The 20,411-nt window shown below is 75.6% G+C and carries 15 protein-coding genes and 1 pseudogene; 11 read left to right on the top strand and 5 right to left on the bottom strand.

The genetic code is table 11. The features are described from left to right. Nucleotide 1 precedes the first annotated feature (1 nt). The 9 genes from ABD358_RS26690 to ABD358_RS26650 all read left to right on the top strand — a co-directional run bounded on the left by ABD358_RS26690 (nt 2) and on the right by ABD358_RS26650 (nt 13,608). A complete protein-coding gene (locus tag ABD358_RS26690; RefSeq protein WP_344633719.1) occupies nt 2–340 on the top strand; it encodes a hypothetical protein in 339 nt (112 codons plus the stop codon). Beyond that, nucleotides 337–720: a GPW/gp25 family protein gene (locus ABD358_RS26685; protein ID WP_344633718.1), complete on the top strand. Its 384-nt coding sequence runs from the start codon at nt 337–339 to the stop codon at nt 718–720. Before ABD358_RS26690 ends, ABD358_RS26685 begins: the two co-directional genes overlap by 4 nt. Next, entirely contained in the window at nt 717–3,956 is a 3,240-nt protein-coding gene (locus ABD358_RS26680; protein ID WP_344633717.1) for a putative baseplate assembly protein, read from the top strand. The genes ABD358_RS26685 and ABD358_RS26680 overlap by 4 nt, the downstream gene beginning before the upstream one ends. Further along, the gene (locus ABD358_RS26675; protein WP_344633716.1) at nt 3,953–7,792 is read left to right on the top strand and encodes a putative baseplate assembly protein; all 3,840 of its coding nucleotides are present in this window, start codon (nt 3,953–3,955) and stop codon (nt 7,790–7,792) included. Before ABD358_RS26680 ends, ABD358_RS26675 begins: the two co-directional genes overlap by 4 nt. Nucleotides 7,793–7,835: 43 nt before the next feature. Beyond that, nucleotides 7,836–10,004 (top strand): hypothetical protein, encoded by a 2,169-nt coding sequence (locus ABD358_RS26670; RefSeq protein ID WP_344633715.1) that lies wholly within the window; start codon nt 7,836–7,838, stop codon nt 10,002–10,004. Between the two features lie 86 nt (nt 10,005–10,090). After that, entirely contained in the window at nt 10,091–11,770 is a 1,680-nt protein-coding gene (locus ABD358_RS26665; RefSeq protein WP_344633714.1) for a DUF6519 domain-containing protein, read from the top strand. A gap of 106 nt (nt 11,771–11,876) precedes the next feature. Further along, complete coding sequence (locus ABD358_RS26660; RefSeq protein ID WP_344633713.1) at nt 11,877–12,758, top strand: peptidoglycan-binding protein; 882 nt, start codon at nt 11,877–11,879, stop codon at nt 12,756–12,758. A 97-nt stretch (nt 12,759–12,855) separates the two neighbouring features. Continuing rightward, a complete protein-coding gene (locus ABD358_RS26655) occupies nt 12,856–13,296 on the top strand; it encodes a DUF3662 domain-containing protein (protein ID WP_344633712.1) in 441 nt (146 codons plus the stop codon). Nucleotides 13,297–13,362: 66 nt separating this feature from the next. Continuing rightward, nucleotides 13,363–13,608 carry a YybH family protein gene (locus ABD358_RS26650; RefSeq protein ID WP_344633711.1) on the top strand — a complete coding sequence of 82 codons (246 nt, stop codon included), beginning with the start codon at nt 13,363–13,365 and terminating at the stop codon, nt 13,606–13,608. An 85-nt stretch (nt 13,609–13,693) separates the two neighbouring features. Here ABD358_RS26650 and ABD358_RS26645 read toward each other — a convergent pair whose 3' ends face one another. Next, nucleotides 13,694–13,888, bottom strand: coding sequence for an antitoxin (locus ABD358_RS26645; protein WP_344633710.1), 195 nt, complete (start codon nt 13,886–13,888; stop codon nt 13,694–13,696). 272 nt (nt 13,889–14,160) lie between these two features. Here ABD358_RS26645 and ABD358_RS26640 point away from each other — a divergent pair, with 272 nt between their 5' ends. After that, a complete protein-coding gene (locus tag ABD358_RS26640) occupies nt 14,161–14,628 on the top strand; it encodes a DUF6098 family protein (RefSeq protein ID WP_344633709.1) in 468 nt (155 codons plus the stop codon). A gap of 49 nt (nt 14,629–14,677) precedes the next feature. On the opposite strand, the gene ABD358_RS26635 is transcribed toward ABD358_RS26640, so the two are convergent. Continuing rightward, on the bottom strand, nt 14,678–15,550 hold the full coding sequence (locus ABD358_RS26635; protein WP_344633708.1) for a slipin family protein: 873 nt from the start codon (nt 15,548–15,550) through the stop codon (nt 14,678–14,680). 158 nt (nt 15,551–15,708) lie between these two features. Next, nucleotides 15,709–16,197, bottom strand: coding sequence for a glutathione peroxidase (locus tag ABD358_RS26630; protein WP_344633707.1), 489 nt, complete (start codon nt 16,195–16,197; stop codon nt 15,709–15,711). Nucleotides 16,198–16,466: 269 nt separating this feature from the next. Here ABD358_RS26630 and ABD358_RS26625 point away from each other — a divergent pair. Further along, nucleotides 16,467–16,998 (top strand): annotated as a pseudogene (locus ABD358_RS26625) (NAD(P)-dependent oxidoreductase). Between the two features lie 143 nt (nt 16,999–17,141). Here ABD358_RS26625 and ABD358_RS26620 read toward each other — a convergent pair. Together ABD358_RS26620 and ABD358_RS26615 are read right to left on the bottom strand one after the other, a co-directional pair. Next, nucleotides 17,142–18,062, bottom strand: coding sequence for an AEC family transporter (locus ABD358_RS26620; RefSeq protein WP_344633706.1), 921 nt, complete (start codon nt 18,060–18,062; stop codon nt 17,142–17,144). A gap of 237 nt (nt 18,063–18,299) precedes the next feature. Further along, entirely contained in the window at nt 18,300–20,387 is a 2,088-nt protein-coding gene (locus tag ABD358_RS26615; protein ID WP_344633705.1) for a SpoIIE family protein phosphatase, read from the bottom strand. Between the last annotated feature and the right edge of the window lie 24 nt (nt 20,388–20,411).

Genomic DNA, 20,411 nt, shown 5'->3' with positions numbered 1-20,411 from the left:
CTTGTCCGGGAAAGTCATCCACGCGGGCACCGCGATCGGCTGCCCGCACGGCGGACGGGTGAGCGCCGGCCCGGCCGCCGGCACGGGAGTGCTGGTCGACGGCCTGCCGGCCGCCACCGGCACGCTCGTCCACACCGTCACCGGCTGCCGCCACACCGTCGACGGGGTGCCAGCGCCGTGCACCACCGTCCGCTGGGCGCCCCCGTCCGGCGGGGTGCTGGCCGACGGCTCGCCGCTGCTGCTGGAGAGCACCCCGGGGGTGTGCTTCACCGCCGGCCTGGTGCCGCAGGGGCAGCCGGTCGTCGCCCCCGCCGCGCAGGAGGGGGTGACCTGCGGATGAGGGCCAGGACGGTGCGCAGGGACATCGCCTTCCCGTTCCGCGTCGACCGGCGCGGGCGGACCGCGCACGCGGCGTACGACGAGCACGTGCGCGACCTGATCGAGCAGCTGCTGTTCACCAGCCCCGGCGAGCGCGTGATGCGCCCCGACTTCGGCTGCGGGCTGCTCGACCTGGTGTTCACCCCCAACAGCCCCGAGGTGGCCGCCGCCGTGGAGCTGTCCGTGCAGGCGTCGCTCCAGCGCTGGCTGGGCGAGCTGATCGAGGTGGAGGACCTGGACGTGGTCAGCGAGGAGAACGTCGTCCGCGTCCACCTGCGCTACGTGGTGCGGGCCACCGCGAACCGGCGCGACGAGGTGTTCGAGGGGAGGGGCGCGGCATGAGCGGCGGAGCGAACGAGACGGCCCTCCGCGGGGGCGGCAGGCGCGGCAGGGTCCGGGCGGCGCGGCTGAACGGCGTGGACGCGGTCGAGGTCGGCGACGACGGGCTCACCCTGACCGTCACCTTCCTCGGCAAGGCCCCGCACGGCCTGTGCCCGGAGAACGTCCGCATCGACGGGGGCCGCCGCGTCACCGGCATCGAGGCCGTCGCGGTGGAGGTCGAGCGGGAGGAGGACCCCGAACTCGACGACCGGCTGTACGTCACCCTGGACCGCACGGGCGACACCGGCCGCTACCGGCTGGCCATCGTCGACACCGACCCCTACGGCCGCCCCGGCACCGAGCCCTTCCCCGGCTTCGACCAGCGCTACCACGCGGCCGAGTTCACCTTCCACCCCGACTGCCCCGCGCCCTTCGACTGCGCGGACGCGGAGCGCTGCGACGACGGGGACGGCGGGCGGGCCGAGGTGCCCGCCGCCTTCCGGCCCGTCCCCGTCGTCGACTACACCGCCCGCGACTACGACACCCTGCGCCGGCTCGTCCTGGACCGCCTCGCCCTGACGGCCCCCGACTGGGTCGAACGCAACCCGGCCGACCTGGGCACCACCCTGGTCGAACTGCTGGCGTACACCGCCGACCAGATCAGCCACCAGCAGGACGCGGTCGCCACCGAGGCGTACCTGGACACCGCACGCCGCCGCGTCTCCGTGCGCCGCCACGCACGGCTCGTCGACTACCCGATGCACGACGGCTGCAACGCCCGCGCGCTCGTCACCGTCGAGGTGACCCGGCCGCTGACGCTGACCGCCGGGACGTACCGCTTCGCCGCCGTCGACGTGCGCACCCTCGGCCCCCGCGACCGGCCCCGCACCGGCACCGTCATCGACGACGGCGACCTGGCCGTGCTGGAGGAACGCGGCTCGGTGGAGGTCTTCGAACCGGTCGGCGGCGCGCCGCTGCGGCTGCGGCCCCAGCACAACACCGTCCGCTTCTGGACCTGGGACGGCGAGCAGTGCCTGCTGCCCAGGGGCGCCACGTCCGCCACCCTGCGGGACGAGTGGGCCGACGAGAGGTGCGAGGAACGCGCCCTGGACCTGCGCCCCGGCGACCTGCTGGTGCTCGAGGAGGTCAGGGGGCGGCGCTCCGGCACCCCCGGCGACGCCGACCCCACCCGCCGGCAGGCCGTGCGCCTGACCTCCGTCACCCCGGCCGTCGACCGGCTCTGCGACCAGCCGGTGCTGGAGGTCGCCTGGGACCGCGAGGACGCGCTCGCCTTCCCGCTGCACCTGGCCGTGCCCGGCGGACACGACTGCGAACCGGTGGAGGACGTCAGCGTGGCGCGCGGCAACGTCGTCCTCGTCGACCACGGCCGCTCCCTCTCCTTCCGCGGCCGGCCGCCCGAGCCGATCGCCGTGCCGGCCGAGCCCGCCGCCGTCCCGTCCTGCGACCCGCCCGGCCCCGGCTGCGGGGACGCCGACAGGGGCAACCGGCCCGGCCGGCTGATCCTGGACCGGCTCGAACAGACCCGCCACGGACGGCTGCTGACGCCCGGACACGTCCGCGAACTGTTCGCGGTCGTCGGCGAGGACGCGGTGCGGCGGGCCGGGATCGGGATCGAGACGTCCGGCAGGCGGCGGGAGAAGGCGGTGCCCGGCACCGCCCACGAGCAGACCGCCGCCCTGGAGACCCTGCTCGCCCAGTCCGCCTACCCCGGCATCGCCCCGCGCTTCCGCCCCCGCCTGCACCGCGCCCCCGTCACCCAGGCCGCGCCGTTCCCCGACCCGCGCCGCGTCGCGGCCGGACAGGCCGAACGGCTCGCCGCGATCCCCGGACGGGTGAGGGGGCGGCTGGTGGAGCTGTGGCGCAGCGCCCGCGACCGCGACGGGCTGGACGAGCACGAGATCGCCGAACTGACCGTGCTGTTCGGGCTGCGGACGCTGGAACGGCTGGAGCTGCGCCGCCACCCGGCGCGCGCCCTGCGCGACCTGCTGCACCGCGGCGACCGGCTCCTCGCGGCCAAACGCCGCCGCCTGGAGGTGCTGACGGCACGGGCCCGTGCCGGGCGCGTCCTGGACGGACGCACCGCCTGGGAGATCGCACACGACTGGGGCCCGCCGTACGCGGCCGGACTGCACCCGGACGCGCCGGAACTGGCCGGTCCCGCCGCCGCCCTCGCGCCGGACCCCCGCACGGCGCTCCCGGCCGTACGGCTGGTCGGGCGCGGGGAACGAGGGGAAGGCGCGGGCACGGGCGGCGTGGAGGAGGTGTGGGAGCCGCGCCGCGACCTCCTCGGCAGCGGCCCCCGCGACCGCCACTTCGTCGGCGAACTGGAGGACGACGGGCGGCTCGCGCTCCGCTTCGGCGACGGGCACCACGGCGCCCGCCCCGCACCGGGCTCGGTCCTGGAGGCGCACTACCGGCTGGGCGGCGGCCGGGCGGGCAACGTCGGAGCCGAGGCCATCAACCACCTGGTGCTCTGCCGGGACGCGCGCGACATTGACGGCGGCGAACCGATGCCGGTGGCCGGGGTGCGCAACCCCCTGCCCGCCGTCGGCGGGACCGAACCGGAATCCGTCGAGCGGGTGCGCCGCCTCGCCCCGCTCGGCCCGGGGAGGGTGCGGCTGCGCGCCGTCACCGCCGGGGACTACGCCGAACTGGCCTCCGCGCTGCCGGGCGTGCGGCGCGCGGCGGCCGAGATCCGCTGGACGGGCAGCGTGCGGGAGGCGCACGTGGCCGTCGACGCCGACGGCACCGGCCGGGCGCCGGCCGAACTGCTCGACGCGGTGGCGCAGGCCCTGGAGCCGTACCGGCTCATCGGGCACGACGTGGTGGTCGGCCCCGCCCGGACGGTGCCGCTGGACGTCGCGGTGGAGGTGTGCGCGGCCCCCGGCCACCAGCACGGGCGGATCCTGGCCGAGCTCCACGGAGTGCTGGGCAGCCGGAGGCTGCCCGGCGGCCGGCTCGGCTTCTTCCACCCCGACGCGCTCGGCTTCGGCGAACCGGTGCGGCTGAGCCGCCTGGTGGCGGTGGCGGCGGCCGTGCCGGGCGTGGAGAGCGTACGGGTCACCCGGCTGCACCGGCTGTTCGCCGACGCCTCCACCGACACGGACCCGCTCGACGACTCGGCACTGGAGGACGGCGTGCTGCGGCTCGGACCGCTGGAGATCGCCCAATGCGACAACGACCCGGAGCGGCCCGAGAACGGCAGGCTCACCGTGACCCTCGGAGGCGTGCGATGACCGGCGAGCACATCCGCGGCGGCTGCTCCTGCGGCTGCGGGGGCGGCCGGGGGAGCGACGAGCGCCGCGCCCCCCGCCCCCTCCACAACCCGCCGGGCCGGTCCGCGCTGGACCACCGGGTGGGCGACTACGGCTCCTTCCTGGCGGCCATGCTCGACCGGCTGGCCTCGCCCGCCCACCCCGCCCTGCGCGGGCTGACGGCACGGACCCCCGACGATCCGGCGATCGCGCTGCTGGACGCCTGGGCCGTCCTCGGGGACCTGCTGACCTTCCACTCCGAGCGGATCGCCGACGAGGGCTACCTGCGCACCGCGGACGACCACCGCTCGCTGGTGCGGCTGGGACGGCTGGTCGGGCACCGGCCGCGCCCGGGGCTCGCCGCCGGCACCCACCTGGCGTACACCGTCGACCGGGACCCGCGCAGCCGCGAGGACGTCCCGGTGCCGATCCCCCGGGGCTCGCGCAGCCTCAGCGTCCCCGCCTCCGCCGAGGAGGAGGCGCAGACGTTCGAGACGGACGAGGACCTGACGGCCCGCTGGTCGTGGAACGACCTGAAGGTGCGCCGCCGCCGCCCGGCCCCGCTCACCCCCGAGGACCTGCGGGAGCGGTCGGAGCTGTACGTCGCCGGGACGGCCAACGCCCTCTCGGTGGGCGACCGGCTGCTGTTCGTCTTCTCCGGCGACGGCTCCGGCGCCCCCGGACAGCGGCTGCTGCTCCCGGTGACCCGTGTCCGCATCGACCGCGACGACGACTGCACCGCCCTCGGGCTGCCCGTCTCGCCGCCCCCGACCCTGGCGGAACTCGTCGGGGAACTGGAGCGGTGGATCACGGTGTCGGCCGGCAGCCCCAACCCGCGGCCCGCGGGCAGCCGGCTCGTCGAGGACTTCGACGAGCAGGTGCTCACCCGGCTGCGGGCGGACCTCGACCTGCTGAGGACGCCCGAGGCGTTCGCGCGGCGGCTGGAGGAGCCCCTGGAGCGGCTGGAGGAGGCGCGGGCCCTGGCGGAACCGCACGAGCGGACCGCCGCCTGGTTCGAGAGGCTGGCCGCCGTCCTCACCGACCTCCGGGAGCGGGCGGACCTGCTGGGGCCGCTGCTGCCGGACGGAACGGAGCCGGACGGCACGAGCACGGGCGGCCCCGGCGCGGCGGGCGCCGCCGGGCACCGCACGGCGGAACCCGGCCGCGCGGCCGCCCGCGCCCTGGACGCCCTGCTGCCCGCGCTCCGCTCCCCGGGGAGGCGCCGCCCGCCCGCCGCGAGCACCCCGCCCCCCGGCCCGGCACGGCCGTTCGGAGCGGACTTCGGCCTCGGCGCGCGGCTGCTGTCCGCACTCGACCCGTCCCTGGCCGACGGACTGCGCACCGCCTGGCGGCAGGCCGCGACACCGGCCGCGTCCCCGGCCCTCACCGACCTGCTGGCCATGCGGGTGACCGCCGCGCCCTTCGGCTCGACGGCGCCGCTGAGGCCGGTGCAGGACGAACGCGGCCGGGTGATCCGGCAGTCCGACTGGCCTCTCGCCGGCGCCACGCTGACCACCGTGCGCATCGTGTTCGACACCGCCGGCAGGGTGCCGGTGAAGGCCGAGTTCGTGCACGCCGAGCCCACCGTCACGGTGCAGCGCGGCGAGAACCTCCCCGCCGACACCGAGTTCGGCCTCGGCCCCGGCACGGTGCGGCTGACCGCCGCCACCGGCCAGGACGAGGACCCGGACCGGCCGCGGGAACGGCAGGCGGTCCCGCCGGAGCCGGACGTGACCGCCGAACTGCGCGCCGGACTGCCCGGGGTGGCGCTGTCCGTCTCCCGTCCCGGCGCGGACGGCCGCGTCCGGGTGGCGGTGCGGGGCGGCGGGGCCGAGCGGGAGTGGACGCTCGCACCCGGCGCCCGCCACCAGGCCACCCACGGGACGTACGAGGTGACCGTCGCCTACACCACCGGCGGGGAACCGGCCAACGTCGAGATCGGCGTCGCCACCGTCCCCGGGCCCGCCCACCGCAACGTCCTGGCCCTGGACACGGTGCACGAGGCGATCACCGCCGGCAGCTGGATCGCGGTCGAACGCCCCCGCAAGGGAGCCGGGGACGGCATCCCCGGCGACAGGGCGCTCGCGCTCGTCACCACCCGCGTGACGGCCGTGCGCACCGGCTCCTACACCCGCTACGGCATCACCGGCCGGGGCACCGAACTCACCCTCGCCGACCCCTGGCTGGACGAGCACGACGTCCTGCTCTCCCACATCCGGGACGCGACCGTGCACGCCGCCGGGGAAGCGCTGCGCCCGGCCGACGAGCCGCTGGCCGACGACGTGGGCAGCAACGAGATCGAACTCGCCGAACTGTACGACGGACTGGAGCCCGGCCGGAGGCTGATCGTCTCCGGCGAACGCACCGACATCCCGGGCGTCTCCGGGGTGCGGGGCGCCGAACTCGCGGTGATCGCGGCCGCCGAGCAGAGACTCGACCCCGGGCTGCCCGGCGACCACGTCCACACCGTGCTCACCCTCACCGCCGACCTCGCCCACCGCTACCGGCGCGAGACCCTGACCATCCACGGCAACGTGGTGCCGGCCACGCACGGCGAGAGCCGCGACGAGGCCATCGGCAGCGGCGACGCGGGCCGGGCCAACCAGACCTTCACGCTCTGGCACGCCCCGCTCACCTGGCTCCCCGCCGACAGTCCCTCCCCGGCCCCCGGCGGGGGACACCCCCTCGGCGCCCGGCCCGCCCTGGAGATCCGGGTCGACGGGCTGCTGTGGCACCCCGTCGACAGCCTCGCCGGCCGCGGCCCGCGCGAACGGGTGTACGTCATCGGCACCGACGCCGACGGCCGCACCACCGTGACGTTCGGCGACGGCGTGCACGGCGCACGGCTCCCCACCGGGCACGAGAACGTGCGCGCCCGCTACCGCTTCGGCACCGGCGCCGCCGCCAACGTCGCGGCCGGCCGCATCACCCAGGCCGTCTCCCGGCCGCTGGGCGTCACCGCCGTCACCAACCCGCTGCCCGCGACCGGCGGTTCGGACGCCGACGGTCCCGGGCGGACCCGGCGCGCGATCCCGCTCGCCGTCTCCGCGCTCGACCGGCTGGTGTCCGTACGGGACTACGAGGACTTCGCCCGCTCCCACGCGGGCATCGGCCGGGCCTCGGCCCGCGAGGTGCACGACGGGCGGCGGCGGGTGCTGCACGTGACGGTCGCCGGGGCGGACGACGTGCCCCTCGGCGAGGACTCCGCCACCCTGCGCTCCCTGCGCGAGGCGCTGGCCGCCCACGGCGACCCGCGGCTCCCGGTCCGCGTGGACGTGCGCGAACCGGTGCTGCTGCTCCTGGCGGCCCGGATCGCGCCGGCCCGCGACCACTCCTGGGCCGACGTCGAACCGCGCGTGCGGCGGGCCCTGCTGCGCGAGATGGGCTTCGCCGGACGGGAACTGGGACAGCCCGCCCTCCTGTCGGAGGTCCTGGCCACGGTGCACTCGGTGCCCGGAGTCGACCACGTGGACGTGGACGTCTTCACCGGCGTGCCGGCGTCCGACATCCCCCGCGAGGCGGCGCGTCCGGCGGCCGCCGCAGGCGGCCCGCGGGCGGTGGTGCCGGCCCGGCCCGCCCGGTACGACGAGAGCGTTCACACCGTCACCGCCGACGGCGGCGAGACGCTCGGCGAGATCGCCGCCCGCCACGGCATCACGCTCGCCGAACTGCTGCGCCTCAACCCCGACATCACCGACACCCGGCCCCTGCCCGAGGGCCGCTCGGTGTCCGTCTTCCGCGGCATCAGGCCGGCGCAGCTCGCGCTGTTCGCGCCCGGACCGGCGGACACGCTGATCCTCACGGAGGCCACCCGATGAGCCCGACGACCCCCACGACCCCCACGACGGAGAGGACACGGCGATGAGCAGGGAGCCGGACGGGCTCGCGGAGCTGCTGCCGCAGTGGCACCGGCTGCGGGACGGCGACCGCGGCGAACCCCTGCGCGCGCTGCTCGCCGTGATCGCCGAACAGGCCGACCTCGTCCGCACCGGGGTCGAGCAGCAGTACGAGGACTGGTTCGTGGAGACCGCCGCCGACTGGGTGCTGCCCTACCTCGGCGACCTGGTCGGCCACCGGCCGCTGCCCGGCTACGAGCGGATCCTCACCACCGGCCTGCGGGACGGCGGCCCGCCGGACTCCTCCCGGGAGCGCCTGGCCCGGGTCCTGGCACCCCGCCGGGACGTGGCGGCCACCGTCGCCAACCGGCGCCGCAAGGGCACGCTCCACCTGCTGGAGGAACTGGCGGAGTCGGTGTCCGGCTGGCCCGCGCGGGCGGTGGAGTTCTCCCGGCTGGTCTCCCACCACCAGCCGGTCAGGCTGTACGGGGCGCGGACCGAGGCCGCGAACGACAGACGGCTCTCCCGCGGCCGGCTGGCCGACCTGCGCGACGGGACGGAACTGGACCTGGCGGGCGGGCCGTTCACGACGACAGCGCGTTCGGCGGACGTACGGCGCGCAGGATCCCGGCGCACACCCGGCGGCCTCACCCCGGCCGGGGTCGGCCTGTACGTGTGGCGCCTCGGGCCGTACCCGGTGACCGACGCGCCCGCCTACTGCGTGGACCGGGCCCGCAACCTGTACACGTTCTCCATCCTCGGCAACGACACCCCCCTGGTGACCCGGCCCGAGCCGGAACCGTCCCCCACCCACCTCGCCACGATCGACAACGTCCCCGCGTACATCCGCCGCCGGCAGCTCCAGGACCGGCTCGCGGACTACTACGGGCCGGGCAAGAGCCTCGCCGTCCGCGTGGACGGGCGGAAGGAACCGGTACCGCCCTCGGACATCGTCGTCGCCGACCTCACCGACTGGCGCTACCGCCCGAAGCGCGGACAGGTCGCGGTCGACCCGGAGCTCGGCCGGATCGCCTTCGGCTCCCGCTCCGCGCCCCGCCAGGGCGTCCGGGTGGACTACCACCACGCCTTCTCCGACGACACCGGCGGCGGCGAGTACGCCCGCGACGACCGCACCACCCCCGACGCCGCCGGTGTCTACCGGGTCGGCCCCGGCCGCGCCCACCAGCGGATCATGGACGCGTACGAGGCGTGGCGCGAGGACCGGCGGGCCGGACGCCGCGGTCCCGAGGGCATCATCGAGATCGCCCACAACGGCGCCCACCAGGAACAGCTCGACTTCGACCTCGAACCCGGCGACCGGCTCCACCTGCGCGCCGCCGAGGGCACCCGCCCGGTGATCCGGCTCCTGGACTGGTACGGCAACCGCCCGGACGCGCTCAACATCCGCGCCCGCGAGGACTGCGAACCGGGCCGGGCGCCGCGCGTCGTGCTGGACGGCCTGCTGATCACCGGACGCGGTGTGAACGTCACCGGACCGGTCGGCTCGGTCACTGTCCGGCACTGCACCCTGGTGCCGGGCTGGTCCCTGAAGCCGGAGTGCGAGCCGCACTCCCCCGGGGAGCCGAGCCTGGTCCTGGAACGCACCACCGCCTGCGTGCGGATCGAGCGGAGCATCCTGGGCACCATCCAGGTCATCGGCGACGAGGTGGGCACCGACCCGCTGGAGATCCACCTCCGCGACAGCGTCCTGGACGCCACCGCGCACGACCTGGAGGCGCTGTCCGCGCCGGACTGCCGGCACGCGCACGCCGTCCTGCACGCCCACCGCGCCACGGTCATCGGCGAGGTGCACGCCCACGCCGTCGCCATCGGCGAGAACAGCGTCTTCACCGGCCGGATGCACGTGGCCCGGCGCGGCACCGGCTGCCTGCGCTTCTCCTACGTGCCGCCCGGCTCCCGGACGCCGCGCCGCCACCGCTGCCAGCCCGACCTCGCCGGACGGGAGGCGGCCGGACGCGTGCGGCCGCTGTTCACCAGCGAGCGCTACGGCACGCCCGCCTACGGCCAGTTGGCCCCCGGCTGCGCCGAGGAGATCGTCCGGGGCGCGGAGGACGGCGCGTCGATGGGCGCCTTCCACGACCTCTACCTCCCGCAGCGCGAGGACAGCCTCCGCGCCCGGCTCGCCGAGTACACGCCCGCGGGCGCCGACGTGGGGGTCCTCTTCGTGACCTGACCGCCGGCGGGCCCGGGACGACGCCCGGGACGACGCGTCCACAGACCTCGCAGACCTACGGAACCTTCTCCAGGGGGACCCCTTCCATGCACGCTGACCTCTCCCGCATCACCTTCCGGCCGGAGCGGCACTACTCGGCGGTGCTCGCCCAGCAGGGCCGCGTCCAGCTCGACGCGGACGCCAACGAGCAGACGGCGATCCAGCTCCACCAGATCCGCACCCTCGCCGCCGACCTGATCGGCCCGCACGGCGGACCCGCCGGCGCCACCGGCTTCGCCATCACCCTCGACAGCCGCAGCCACGAACTGGACGACCTGGTCATCGGAGGCGGCCGCTACTACGTCGACGGAATCCTGTGCGACGCCGACCGGCCCGTCCCCGGCGACGCCGTCGACGACGACCACGGTGGCGCCGCCGGCGACTCCGGCGCCACCGGCGCCTCCGGAGGGGGGACCGGGGCCGGCGGCGCCTCCCGGGGCACCGGACCCCGGACGCCCGCCCACTGGACGTACTGGGACCAGCCGGACGGCCACCGGGACCCCGAACGGCCCGGGGACCGGCTGCCCTCGGCGTTCCCCTACCTCGTCTACCTGAAGGTGTGGGAGCGCTCGGTGACCGCGGCCGAGGACCCGGCCCTGCGCGAGGTGGCCCTCGGTCCCGCGGCGCCGGACACGGCGGCCCGCGTGAAGGTCGTCTGGCAGGTGCTGGCGCTGCCCGGCTCGGAACTGGACGTGGCGGAGGGGGAGACCGGCAAGGACGCCCTGCGCACCGCCTTCCGCCGCTGGGCCGACGAGCGGTCCGCGCCGGGGTCCCGTCTGGCGGCCCGCAGCCGCCGGCCGGACCGCGCCGACGAGGACCCCTGCGCGATCCGGCCCGACTCCCGCTACCGCGGCCCGGAGAACCAGCTCTACCGGGTGGAGGTCCACGAGGGCGGGGCGGCGGGCGAGGCCACCTTCAAGTGGTCGCGGGAGAACGGCTCCGTGGTCCTCCCCGTCGACGGTCTCGACGGCACCTGGGCCGAACTGGCCTCCCTCGGCGGCGACGACAGGTCGGACCTGGACGTGGGGGACTGGGTGGAACTCGTCGACACGGCCTACACCGGCCGCGGCGAGCCGCTGCCGCTGCTGCGGGTGGAGGAGGTCGACCTGCCGGGACGGCGCGTGCGGCTGTCCGCCGAACCGGAGTCCGGAGTCGGCCGCCGTCCCGAACTCCACCCGTACCTGCGCCGCTGGGACCACCACGAGCCGCCGCGGCGCGGCAGGCACGGCGCGCGCGGAGGGCTGAAGGGCGGGGCGCTCCGGATCGAGGAGGGCCGGTGGCTGCCGCTGGAGGACGGCGTCGAGATCCACTTCGAGGCGGGCGGCGCCTACCGGACCGGTGAGTACTGGCTGATTCCGGCCCGCACCGCCACCGGGGACGTGGAGTGGCCGGTGAACGCGGCCCGCAAACCGCTCCTGCGGGAACCGGCCGGCGTCCGGGTGCACTACGCGCCCCTGGCCTGGGTGATGGGAGAGGGCGTCTCCTCCGACCTGCGGATGTCCTTCGGGCCGCTGGCGGCGGCCGTCCCGGTGGCCGGCCGGGAGGACCTGGCGGCCGAGGAGGCGGTCGAGGCCGAGGCCAGGGCACTGGCCGAACGGGACGCGGCGCAGGAGGCCGCGCGGGAGACGGGCCGGGAGACGGCGGAGGAGACACCGCAGGAGACGGCGGGGGAGGAAGCGCGCGAGGAGGAGCCGGCCGGGCCGGACACCGACCGCCCCGGGAACTGAACCGGCCCCGGGAACCGGACCCGCCCGTCCGGACGGCCCGCGGCCGGGCGGGCGCAGAGCACACCGCCGGCGGACCGCCGGCGCACCCGAGAGGAGCAACCGAGGCATGGCCACACCCCTGAACGCCTCCCGCCTGCTCAAGGCGCTGCGGGACGAGGGCCTGGAGGTCCGCGAGTACCGCAACTGGCGTTCGCACAACCGCAACAGCAAGGGCCCCTGGGGCCCGGTGCACGGCGTCATGATCCACCACACCGTCACCCGGGGCACCGCCCACACCGTCGAGCTGTGCTACGAGGGCTACTCCTCGCTGCCCGGCCCGCTGTGCCACGGAGTGATCGACAAGGAGGGGGTGGTGCACCTGGTGGGCAACGGCCGGGCCAACCACGCCGGCCTGGGCGACGGCGACGTGCTCCGGGCCGTCATCGGCGAACGGTCGCTGCCCGACGACAACGAGGCCGACACCGACGGCAACCGCTACTTCTACGGCTTCGAGTGCGTCAACCTCGGCGACGGCAGGGACCCGTGGCCCGAGGCGCAGAAACTGGCGATCGAGAAGGCGTCGGCCGCCCTGTGCCGCGCGCACGGCTGGAACGAGAAGTCCGTGATAGGCCACCGGGAGTGGCAGCCCGGCAAGGTCGACCCGCGCGGCTTCTCGATGGACACCATGCGGCGCCGGATCGCCAGGCGGCTGGGAGAGAGACCGGACGGCCCCACCGAGCCGGCGCCCAAGCCCCCGGCCGAGTACGAGCCGTTCCCCGGTGCGGACTTCTTCCGCCCCGGACGCAAGAGCAAGATCATCACGGCGATGGGCAAGCGGCTCGTCGCCGAGGGCTGCGGGCGCTACGAGGTCGGCCCCGGCCCCGAGTGGACCGAGGCCGACCGGAAGTCGTACGCCGCCTGGCAGCGCAAGCTGGGCTACTCCGGCAAGGACGCGGACGGCATCCCCGGCCCCGACAGCTGGAAGAAGCTGCGCGTGCCCAACGTCTGACGTCCCCGTCCGGACGGCCCCCGCCGGGACCGTCCGGACGGGACGCCCGGGGACACGGACGCGCATGGGGCGCTGCGGCCCGGGCACGCGATTCCCCATGGGTGCACTGAGCCGTTGGGAACGCAAGGTCGAGCGCTGGGAGCGGGCGCTGCTCGCCAAGGTCTTCGGCGGGGAACCGGTGGAACTGCTCGACGCCCTGCGGCACGAGTGCGACAGCCACGCCGTGGTGTGCAGCCACAGCCGTGTGGTGGTCCCCAACGCCTACGAGGTCGAGCTCTCCGGCGAGGTCTACGAGGAACTGGAGCGGCACGGCACCCGCATCGGCCAGGAGCTGACGGACAGTCTGGCCCGTCACGGCGAGAGCAAGGGGTACGAGTGGGCCGGGCCGCTCGCCGTCCGCGTCACCGCGTCGGACCACGTGCCCAACGGGCGCTACCGCGTGACCAGCAGCCCCGCCCCCCGGGTCTCCCCCGATGCGTTCCCCGCCTCGGAGGAGGCGGGGGAGACGGGAGGGACCGGCACCGCACCGCGCTCCTGAGGCATGCCCCGGGGGGCACGTCCCCGGCGGTCCCCCGTCTCACGCGCCCGGTCGCGGGGGGACGACGTGGTCCGGGCCCAGACCGCTCTGCTCGGTCTCGGCCTGCCGGTGACCGTCCGGCCCCGGCACACCTACGTCGCCGGCGACATCGCCCTGCTGATCGTGGACTGGGCCATCGAGGGCACGGGGCCGGAGGGCGAGCGCGTGCACGTGGAGGGCACCGCGACGGACGTGGCGCGCCGCGGCGCGGACGGACTGTGGCGCTACGTCATCGACAACCCCTTCGGCGCCGCGCGTCCGGGCACCCCGTGACGGGGCCGGGCGGCGGAAGCCGGTGAGGGGCGCCGGCGCGTCGCGCGCCGGCGCCCCTCACGCTCCGCTCGGGAGCCGGGAGCGGTCACTGCCGCTCGTCGTCCTCGCTCTCGTAGGAGCGGCGGACGGTGTCCGAGGCCTTGTCGGTCTGCGCGTCGTAGCGGCCTCCGGTGCGCTCGTCGACCGCCCGCTCGACCCGTTCGACGCCCTTGTCCGCCTGCTTGGGGTGGCCCTTGGCCATCTGCTTGGCCTTGTTCGCCATGTCTCCCAGCCTGCCCATGACGGTCTCCTCCCGGTGGTGCCGTACCGTCTTGCAGCAAAGCGCCTAACCGTCGACAAGCGGGGCGAAACATCACTCCGTCCCGTGCGGCCGCGCGGTCCTGTGACAGGCGGTGAACGGAGCGCGAACACCCGCTCCGGGGGTTTTCCGCCCGTGCGGGCCGGGCACGCGCCGTGTGCCGGTCCGGTGGCACGGCTCCTTGGCCCGAGGTCATGCTTCGCCGGGCGTGCTCACGACCGGACGGCACACGATCCCGAGGAGCGAACGCTGGTATGACCGTCCCGTCCGAGCTGCCCGTCCTCACCTCCCTCGACGAGCTGGCCCGCCTGGTGGAGAACGGCAGGCACCTGTACGTCCGCTGGTCCCGCGGCCCGGAGGCCGACCTGGGCGCCGCGGAGAGCGCGGACGACCTGACCGGCGTCCCGCTGCCGGGCCTGTCCGCCAACACCCTGGACGTCGAGCCGTGGTGGGCCAGGCGGCCGGTCCGGCTCTGGGTCGCCCGGCGCCTGTACGACTACTGCCACCTGCGCCGGGAGAAGGGCCCGGGGGTGCGGCCCTGGGTGCTGCGGGGCCGGGAGGTCGGACGGGGGCCCGACAACGAACCGCTGGTCCGGGAGGTGAAGCCGATCGCCTGGATCGACGCCCGGATGATCACGGAGGCCGAGGAGGAGGTCAACCGGCAGCGGGGCAGCTGGGGGCCGCTGGACCGGACCGGCAACGGCGCGACCCCGTCCCGGTGACGGCCTGAACCGGTGCCCGGCGCGGTCCGGCGGGCCGCGCCCGCGGCCGTCACCGGCCGCCGGTCTCCGGGACCCGGTGCCGTCCGGGCGGGGCGGCCGCCGCGTACGGGGGCGGAGCCTGCGCGTAGGCGGGAGGCAGCGCGTCCTGGCGCGGGTTCGGGTTCTGCTGGGCCTTCTCGAGGAAGCGCAGCAACTCGACGGGGAAGGGGAGGACCAGTGTGGAGTTCTTCTCGGCGGCGACCGCCACCACCGTCTGCAGGAGGCGCAGCTGCAGTGCCGAGGGGGTGTCGGCCATCTGCTGCGCCGCCTCCGCGAGCTTCTTCGAGGCCTGGAGCTCCGCGTCGGCGTTGATGACGCGGGCCCGCCGGTCGCGGGCGGCCTCCGCCTGGCGGGCCATCGACCGCTTCATCGTCTCCGGCAGGGAGACGTCCTTGATCTCGACCCGGTCGACGTGGACGCCCCAGCCCACGGCCGGGCTGTCGATCATCAGTTCCAGGCCCTGGTTCAGCTTCTCGCGGTTGGACAGCAGGTCGTCCAGGTCGCTCTTGCCGATGATGGAGCGCAGGGAGGTCTGCGCCATCTGCGAGACCGCGAAGCGGTAGTCCTCCACCCGGATGATCGCGTCGACGGGGTCCACCACCTTGAAGTAGACGACCGCGTCGACCCGGACGGTCACGTTGTCCCTCGTGATCCCCTCCTGCGCCGGCACGGGCAGGGTCACGATCTGCATGTTGACCTTGCGCAGCCGGTCGACGACCGGGACGATCATGGTGAAGCCGGGTGGGCGTACGGCGTCCCTCACCCGTCCGAGCCGGAGGACCACACCGCGCTCGTACTGCTTGACCACCCGGGCCGCCGCCGTGAAGTAGACGGCTCCGGCGGAGAGCGACGCGATCCCCGCCGTGATGAGTTCCTGGATCATCGCGGACACCTGCCGTCCGTATCGCGAATGATGCACCTTTTGTGCGATATTCACGATAGTCCGGTGCGGGAGGGGCGGGGAGTCCGCTCCTTCCGTTCCATCCGCTCCTTCCGTTCCGTCCGGCCAGCGCGGGCCGGACGGAACGGGCAGGGGAACGCTCAGGCGGGCAGGTGGGCCTCGATGGCGGAGGTGATCTCCTCCGCCTCCGGCTCGGTGCGGGGGCGGAACCGGGCGACGGGCGTCCCGTCCGGCGCGACCAGGAACTTCTCGAAGTTCCACTGGACGTCGCCGGCCTGTCCCCCGGCGTCCGCGAGCCGGGTCAGCTCCGTGTAGAGGGGGTGCCTGCCGTCCCCGTTGACCTCGGTCTTCTCCAGGAGGGGGAAGGTGACGCCGTAGGTGGCCGAGCAGAAGGCCCCGATCTCCTCCGGAGTGCCGGGCTCCTGGCCCATGAACTGGTTGCAGGGCACGCCCAGCACGGTGAACCCGCGGTCGGCGTACTTCTTCTGCAGCCGCTCCAGGCCCTCGTACTGCGGGGTCAGCCCGCACCTGGAGGCGACGTTGACGATCAGCAGCACCTTGCCCCGGTACGCGCCCAGGGAGGTGGGCTCGCCCGACAGGGTGCGCAGGGGAATGTCGTGAAGGCTCATGCCCCCTGCCTACCAGAGAACGGCCCGGCGATTTCCGGCGCCCCGGCGCAGCGGGCGGCCCGCGCCCGGCGGCGTCGCGCGGCCCGGCTCCCCGGGCGGGCCCCTGCGGCCGCACGCCGCCCGGGACCGGACCGAGGGACGGTCGACGCCGGCCACGGACGGTCCGGTGGCCGGAGAAGCGGCGGCGAGCCCCCTGACCGGTGCGCGATCATGGTGCCCGCGTCCGGGTCCGGGCACGGGCCGTTCCGGCCCCGACGAAGGGAACCGGCATGAGATTCCGCTGCGCCGTGCCCGACGGCTTCCAGGGCGTCGCCACCACCGTCGCCGACTGGTCGTCCACCGCCGGCAGGGTCGACGTCGTCCCCTTCCGCGAACACCTCGGCACGGAGGACGAACTCGCGCCGCCCTCGCCGGTTTCGACATCGTCGTCACCCTGCGTGAGCGGGTCCCCTTCACCGCGGCGCTGTTCGCCCGGCTGTCGGGGCTGAAGCTGCTCGTCGCCTCCGGCATGCGCGACTCCGCCATCGACTCCGCCATCGACTTCGCCGCCGAGCGGCACGGTGTCACCGTATGCGGCACCGCCAGTTCACCCACCACGAGGGCACGATCGCCGGGGCGGGCATCGACGTGTTCGACATCGAGCTCCTTCCGGCGGACCACCCGGTGCGGACCGCGCCGCGTCTGCCGGCCACCCCGCACCTGGGCTACGTCTCCCGCGCCAACTACGAGACCTGCCACGGACAGGCCGTCGAGGACATCCGTGCCTTCCTCGCGGGCTCGCCCGTCCGCCGGCCCGGCTGACACCGGGGCGGCCGCAGCCGGGCACGGGCAAAGCCGCGGCGGGCGCGCGCGACCGGGGGCCGGCCGGGCCGGGGCCGGGCAGAGGGACCGGCGAGCGGTGTCCGGCCCGGCGGCGGACGCCGGGCCGGACCGCACACGGCCCCTCAGCCCAGCAGCGCCGCGACGGCCACGAGCACCGGCACGGACGCGACGGTGGACAACAGGATGGAATCGCGGGCCAGGTTCTCGGCGACCCGGTAGCGGGACGCGTAGGTGAACAGGTTCTGGGCCGCGGGGAGGGCGGAGGTCACCACGACCTCGAACACGGCGGTCCCGCGGAGTCCGAAGACCCCCACCGCCAGGACCCATGCCGCCAGCGGCTGCACGAGCGACTTGAGGGACGCGGAGAGCACCACCGCGCTCCGGTCGCCGCCCCGGCCGGGCAGGCTGCTGCCGCACAGGGAGATGCCGAAGGCCAGCAGGACGGCGGGCACGGACATGTCGCCGATCAGGGTCAGGGGGGCCAGCACCGGACCGGGCACCGTCCAGCCGGCCGCCGCCACGGCGACCCCGGACAGGGAGCCGACCGCCATCGGGTTGCGCAGCGGCGTGGTCAGGCGCTGCCACAGCGGCTTCCGCTCGCCCCCCAGGGACAGGTCCAGCACGGTCAGCGCGATCGGGGTGACGAGGACCTGCTGGAAGAGCAGTACGGGGGCGACGAGGGAGGCGTCCCCGAGCACGTACACGGCGATCGGGATGCCGAGGTTGCCGGCGTTGACGTAGCCGGAGCACAGCGCCCCGATCGTGGTTCGCCCGACTCCCCAGCGCCGGACGGCGCCCACCGCGGCGAACGCCCCGGCGACGATCGCCATGCTGAGGGCGGTGACCAGCAGCCGGCCGGAGAGGAGCACCGACAGGTCGGCCCGGGCGAGGGTCGTGAACAGCAGGGCGGGAGTGGCCACGTGGAAGGCGAGCCTGGTGAGCACCTGGCGGCCCTCGGGCCCGAGACGGCCGCGACGCCCGACGACGTATCCGGTGGCGACGACCACCGCGATCACCGCGAAGCCGGTCAGTACTCCCCGCACCGCGTTCCCCCGTTCCTCGGACGGCCGTTCCCGGCGCGGGCCGCGGCGGGGGACGGCCGGAGCGGAGGACGTTCGGAGGAGGCCCGTGCGGGCAGGGGGGCGGGGTGGCCGCGCCGGCCGGCGGGCGGGGCCGGTACGGGGGCGTACAGGAAGGTCATGTCATCCCGGCTGTCGAAGTAGGTGGCCGATGCATTGATTATCCGGTCGGCGGGCCGGCCGTTCGGAGCGGGGGCGGACCTACGGGGCGGACGGGCGCAGGGCGATGAGGGCGATGTCGTCGCGCCCCGCCGCGGCGGCGGAGGCCACCAGTTCGTCGCACAGCACCTCTACGGGCTCGCGGGCGAGTGCGGCGGCCCGGCGCCGCAGCCGCTCCAGGCCCACGTCGAGGGACTCGCCGGGGCGCTCGACCAGGCCGTCGGTGTAGAGCAGCAGGGTCCCGCCGGCGGGGAGGTCCTCGGTGGCGCTGCCACGGTGGACGCCCGGAGGGAGCACGCCGAGCAGGGCCTCGCGGGCGCCCTCCAGGAAACGGGCCTCGCCGTCCTCGGCGACCAGCAGGGGAGGGGGGTGGCCGGCGACGGTGTACACCAGACGCCACGGGCCCCCGGCGTCCCCGTCCTTCCCGGTGCTCTCCACACGCGCCACCACGCAGGTGGTCGTGCCCATGGCCGGGTCGAGAGCCTGCGCGGCGGCGTCCAGGCGCCGCACGACGTCGCCGGGCGGCCGGCCGCCGTGGTCGGCGGCGAGCGCGCGGAGCATGTTGCGCATCCTGCCCATGGCCACGGCCGCCCGCAGATCGTGCCCGACCACGTCGCCGATGATCAGCAGGACGGACCCGTCGGGCAGCCGGAAGGAGTCGTACCAGTCCCCGCCCACCTCGTCGGCGGACGGGCTGGGCAGGTAGCGGGCCGCGATCCGCAGGTGCGGGAGGTCGGGGGGCTCGGTGAGGAGGCTGCGCTGCATGGCCAGCGCGACCCGCTGGGTGCGCTGCAACCGCAGCGCCTGGCTGAGCGCGTCGTGGGCCTGCTCGACCACCTCCCGCAGCAGGGCCCGGTCGACCGGGCCGATCGGTTCGCGGTCCCCGCAGACGAAGGCGGTCACCACCGCCGCCACGGCGCCGTCGACCAGGACCGGCAGGATCACCCCGCTGTGTGCCCCGGAGCGTGCCAGCCACGGCAGCGAACCCGGCGGGGCGACGTCCGCCGGTACGCCGCCCGGAGGGAAGGAGACGCGGACCGCGCGCCGGTCGCGGACGGCGCGCGCGAGGGCGTGGCCGGGATCGATGCGCTCTTTGCGGTGCGGCGGCAGGCCGGGCGGAAGTCCCTCCCGCGCGGTGGCCGCGACCCGGTCCACCACGAAGGGGGCGTCCAAGGGAGGCGGCTCGGGGGAGTCGGACACCAGGTAGATGCCGCACTCGTCGGCCAGGTCCGGTACCACCACCCGGCTCAGGGCGGCGAAGGCGCCCGGGGCGCTCCCGGACTCCGCCACCGAGGCGGCGGCACGGGCGAGGAGTTCGCCGCGCCGGTCCCGCCGCCACTGCTCCTCGACGTCGACGCAGGCGGCCACCCACTCCAGCACGCTCCCGTCGTCGCGGACGGGCACGGCGCGCAGGAGGCAGTGCCGGTAGGTCCCGTCGGCGTGCCGCAACCGGTAGACGTGCTCGAACCAGTCGGGCGTCCCGCCGACGGCCCGGTACCACGCCTCGGCCAGGGAGGCGCGGTCGTCGGGGTGGGCGGTGTCGAGCCACCCCGCGCCGCGGATCTCCTCCCAGGGCCGTCCCGTCACCCGCTCCCACGCCGCGCTTCCCTCGACGAGACGCCCCCCGGGGTCGGCCACCCACACCTTCTCGGTGATCGTGGCGACCAGGCTCCGGTAGCGCAGCAGGGCCCGGCGCCGTTCCTCGGCCAGCGTCTTCGCCCGCTGCTCGGCGGCGACCTCCCCGGTGACCTCCGCGGCGACGACCAGCACTCCCGGGCCGTCCCCGGCCGGAGCGATCCGCGACATGCTGAACGAGAAGTACCGCTGCTGGACCCTGCCGTGCGCGTACCGGACGGTGACGGGCGCGGCGGAGACCTGCACCGGGTTCCCGTCGCGCAGGACCTGGTCGAGCAGGTCCAGGTAGTCCTGTTCGGAGAGGTCGGAGAACGCCTGGCGGACGGGAACGCCCAGGGGCCGGTCCCCGAAGGCCGCCCGGTACGCGTCGTTCATGTAGGTCAGGACGTGCTGCTCCCCCTGGCAGACCAGGACTCCGACCGGTGCGGGGTCGAACACCTCCAGGGGCAGCCCACTGGGCTCCCCGGCTCCCGGAAACATCGGGAAAACAGACATATAGAACATTATTCCTGAATGAGC

The sequence above is a fragment of the Streptomyces glaucosporus genome, from assembly GCF_039533345.1.
In the GTDB taxonomy this organism is placed as follows: domain Bacteria; phylum Actinomycetota; class Actinomycetes; order Streptomycetales; family Streptomycetaceae; genus Streptomyces; species Streptomyces glaucosporus.
Note: the sequence above shows the minus strand (reverse complement) of the source record. Positions and strands in the feature narration are given on the sequence as shown.